This window comes from Streptomyces sp. NPDC031274, from assembly GCF_055570235.1.
In genome coordinates this window covers 1-4,475 of the sequence record NZ_JBVIHP010000068.1, presented here as the reverse complement: position 1 = coordinate 4,475, position 4,475 = coordinate 1, and the positions used below count along the sequence as shown (strand labels likewise).

Annotated in this window: 1 protein-coding gene; it reads right to left on the bottom strand. The window is 71.8% G+C overall.

What is annotated here, in order from left to right; genetic code table 11:
- Positions 1-4,418, bottom strand: a 4,418-nt coding sequence (locus ACZ5CR_RS43425; RefSeq protein ID WP_468868700.1) for an SDR family NAD(P)-dependent oxidoreductase, incomplete at its 3' end; no start/stop codon positions are given.
- Between the last annotated feature and the right edge of the window lie 57 nt (positions 4,419-4,475).

The window sequence follows — 4,475 nt, the reverse complement described above, 5'->3', positions numbered from 1 at the left end:
CATTCCCCCATCCGTTCCGCAAACACCGGAGAGGAATCCAACAGCTCAACAGCCATCCCGGCCCACTGCGACCCCTGCCCCGGAAACACGAACACGGGGCGCCTCGCGCCCGCAACCACACGGCCCGAGATCACGCCCGCAGCCGTCGCGTCGTCCTCGGCCAGCCGCTCGAGGCCGGACAGGAGCTGCTCGCGGTCCTGAGCGAGTACAGCGCCCCGGTGCTCGAAACGCGATCGCGTGACGGCGAGGGAGAAGCCCACATCGGCGAGGTTCGAGCCCGACTCGGTGTCGGCCAGCAGGCGTTCACGCAGTCGTGCGGCCTGCCCGCGCAGCGCCTGCGGGGTCCGGCCGGACAGCACCAGCGGCACCACTCCGGCCAGCACCGATGCGGGCTCACCAGACCCTACGGCGGGCCCGGCATCCCCGGCCTCCGTAGCCTCCTCGGCCTCCGGAACATCCGGGACCTGCTCCAGGATCACGTGCGCGTTGGTGCCGCTCATACCGAACGACGAGACACCCGCGCGGCGCGGCGCACCCGCGTCCCGCTCGGTCCACTCACGGGCCGCGGTGAGGAGTTCGACGGACCCTTCCGTCCAGTCGACCTCGGGGGTCGGCTGCTCGATGTGCAGGGTCTGCGGCAGTACGCCGTGCTGCATGGCGAGGACCATTTTGATGACTCCGGCAACGCCCGAAGCGGCCTGCGAGTGGCCGATGTTGGACTTCACCGAGCCCAGCCACAGCGGCTGCCCCTCCGGCCGGTCCTGGCCATAGGTGGCGAGCAGCGCCTGTGCCTCGATCGGGTCGCCGAGGGTCGTGCCGGTGCCGTGGGCCTCAACAGCGTCGACGTCACCCGTGTTGAGGCGGGCGTTGGCGAGCGCCGCGCGGATGACGCGCTGCTGGGAGGGGCCGTTGGGGGCGGTGAGGCCGTTGCTCGCGCCGTCCTGGTTGATGGCGGAGCCACGGACGACCGCAAGGACCTTGTGGCCGTTACGTCGGGCGTCGGAGAGGCGCTCCAGGAGGACCATGCCGACACCTTCGGCCATGCCCATGCCGTCGGCGGCGGACGCGAACGCCTTGCACCGGCCGTCGGCTGCGAGGCCGCGCTGCTGACTGAAGGCGATGAGCGATCCAGGGGACGACATCACGGCGACGCCGCCCGCGAGGGCCATCGTGCACTCGCCCTGACGCAGCGCCTGCGCCGCCATGTGCATGGCCACGAGCGAGGACGAGCACGCCGTGTCCAGGGAGACGGCGGGGCCTTCGAGGCCGAGCGTGTAGGCGATGCGGCCGGACAGGACGCTGGGCGCACTGCCGGTGAGGATGTGGCCCTCGCCGCCTGCGGACACCTGTCCCGGCCCGGTGCCGTAGTCCTGGTAGTTCATGCCGACGAACACGCCCGCGGATTCGCCACGCATCGACTTGGGGTCGATCCCGGCTCGCTCGAAAGCCTCCCAGGAGGTTTCGAGGAGCAGTCGCTGCTGCGGGTCCATGGAGAGCGCCTCACGGGGCGACACTCCGAAGAACGCCGGGTCGAAGGCGCCCGCGTCGTGCAGGAAACCGCCGCCCCGGGTCGTGGTGGTGCCGGGGGTCTCGGGGTCCGGGTCGTAGAGGGCCGCGACGTTCCAGCCGCGGTTGGTGGGGTAGCCGCCGACGACGTCGGCCGACGACTCCAGAACCTGCCACATCTCCTCGGGGCTGCTGATGCCGCCGGGATAGCGGCAGCTCATCGCCACGATGGCGATCTGCTCGTCGGCCGCCGCCGTCACCGGTGCGGTGGCCGTGGTGGCCGTGGCTGTCGCGCGCCCCGCATCGCCGAGCACCTGGTCACGCAGGTACGCGGCCAGGGCCAGGCCGTTGGGGTGGTCGAAGACGACCGTGGTGGGCAGCCGGAGGCCGGTGGCGCCGCCGAGGCGGTTGCGCAAGTCGACGGCGGTGAGCGAGTCGAAGCCGAACTCACGGAAGGCCCGCTCCGGGTCGAGTGCGGCGGCCGACTCGTAACCGAGGACGGCGGCGGCGTGCGCGAGCACCAGGTCGAGCAGGATCCGGTCCTGCTCGACCCCGGCGAGCCCGGTCAGGCGGCGGCGCAGCTCGCCGGCTCCGTCGTCGCCCCCGTCGCCGGGCGATCCGTCGGCCGATCGCCCGTCGCCGCTCTGCGCGTCGAGGATGCGCTGGGCGTCGGGCAGGTCGGACAGGAGCGGCCGAGCGCGGCGCGAGGTGAACACGGGCACGAACTGATCCCAGTCCACGTCAGCCACGGCCAGGAAGGTCTCGTCGTCGTCGAGTGCCTGCTGCATGCCCGCGAAGGCCAGATCGGGGTCGAGGAACGGCAGCCCCTGTCGGCGCAGCTGCTCCGGGTCGACGTCGATGGGGGCGCTGCCGCTCTCCCAGGCGTTGACGACGTTCCACACGCCCCAGGCGACGGAGGTCGCGTGCAGGCCGCGCGCCCTGCGGTGCTCGGCGAGGGCGTCGAGGTAGGCGTTGGCGGCCGCGTACGCGCCGTGGTCGCCACTGCCCCACACCCCTGCGATCGACGAGAACAGCACGAATGCGTCGAGTTCGCTGCCGTGCCGACTGTCGGTGCCGTCAAGGAGTTCGTCGAGGACGTCGGCGCCCTCGACCTTCGCCGCCGCGATCTCGGCGAACTCGGCGAGCGAGGTGGCGGACACCGAACCCAGCTCGATGAGGGCCGCCGCGTGGATCACGGCACGCAGGGTGTGCCCGTCATCGGCGAGCTGGTCGAGCAACGCGGACACGGCGTCCCGGTCGGCCACATCGCACGCGGCGATGGTGACCTGGACACCCAACTCCTCGATTTCCGCCTTGAGTTCGGCGGATCCTGGTGCGTCCATGCCCCGCCGACTCGTCAGAACCAGGTGCTCGGCACCGCCGCGCGCGAGCCAGCGCGCGATGAACGGTCCCAGGGCGCCGGTGCCGCCGGTGACGAGGACGGTGCCGCGTGGCTTCCACGGCGAGGACGACGTCGACCTGCGATCGGTGGGCGCGGCCCGCACGAGACGCCGCACGAAGACCCCGGAGCCGCGCACCGCGAGCTGGTCCTCGTCGCCACCCGCCCCTGCGAGGATCCCGGCGAACCGGGCACCCGTGCGGGCGTCAGGGGTGGCGGGCAGGTCGATGAGCCCGCCCCAACGGTCGGGGTGCTCAAGCGCGACGACCCGGCCGAGACCCCACACCTGTGCCTGGGCGGGGTGGTCCAGGCGGTCGCCGCCACGGCCGGTGGCGACGGCGCCACTTGACGCCAGCCAGAGGCGCGCGTCGATCCCGGCGTCCTCCAGGGCCTGTACGAGAGTGATGGTGCCCGCGAGTCCCGTCGGTAGCACGGCGTGCGTGGGGTGCGGCTGTTCAGCCAGGGCCAGCAGGGAGACGACGCCGGAGAGTGGCTCGTCGCCCTCGGTCAACGCTGTCTGTCGCAGCTGCTCGGTCAGCTCCGCACGCGTCACCTCATGTCCTGCTACGAGGAGTTGGTGCGGCTCGGCTCCGGCCTTGGCCAGCGCGTCGACGACGCCCGCCACCCACGGGTGCTCGGCAGCCTCCTCGGACACGACGACCAGCCACCGGCCCGCGAGCGCAGGCGACGGCAGGCTGCCGGAGAGCGGCTTCCAGGTCACGCGGTAGCGCCAGCCGTCCACGACAGTGCGCTCGCGGCGCTGCCGTCGCCAGGAGGACAGCACCGGCAGTATCGCGCCCAGTTCGGCGCTCGTCGCGTCGGTGTCCAGCTCGGCGGCGAGCTCTTCCAGGTCTTCGCGCTCCACGGCTTCCCAGAAGCGCGCCTCGACCTCGTCCACCTGCGCGAGCGGCGCCGCGTCGGCCGGGTCGTCATCCGGGGAGAGCAGCCAGTAGTGCTGATGCTGGAAGGCGTAGGTGGGCAGGTCGACGGTCGTGCGGGTGGTCACGTCGGGGAAGAGGGATTTCCAGTTCAGTTCGGCGCCGTGGACGTGGGCCTCGGCGATGGACTGCGCCAGACGGTGAGCACCGCCCTCGTCGCGGCGCAGCGAGCCCAGGGCCACGGCGGCACCGTCGCGTCCGGCGTCCTCGATGACGGCCTGGACCGGGACGGTCAGGACCGGGTGCGGACTCATCTCCAGGAACAGGTTGTGGCCCTCGGCGAGGAGGCCTCGGGTGGCCTGCTCGAACAGCACCGTCTGACGGAGGTTGCGATACCAATACCCCGCGTCCATCGGGGTGCTGACCGCATCCAGCCAGTCACCGGTCAGCGTCGAGAAGACCGGGACCTGCGGAGACTGGGGAGCCACCGGAGCAAGGACCTCGGCCAAGTGCGCCTCGATCGCCTCCACATGCGCAGAGTGCGAGGCGTAATCCACCGGGATCGTACGAGCACGAATGTCCCGCTGCTCACAATGCGCCACCAGCTCACGCAACGCCTCGGGCTCACCCGACACCACCACCTGGGACGGCCCATTGACCGCCGCCACAGAAATCCGCTCACCCCACCCGGA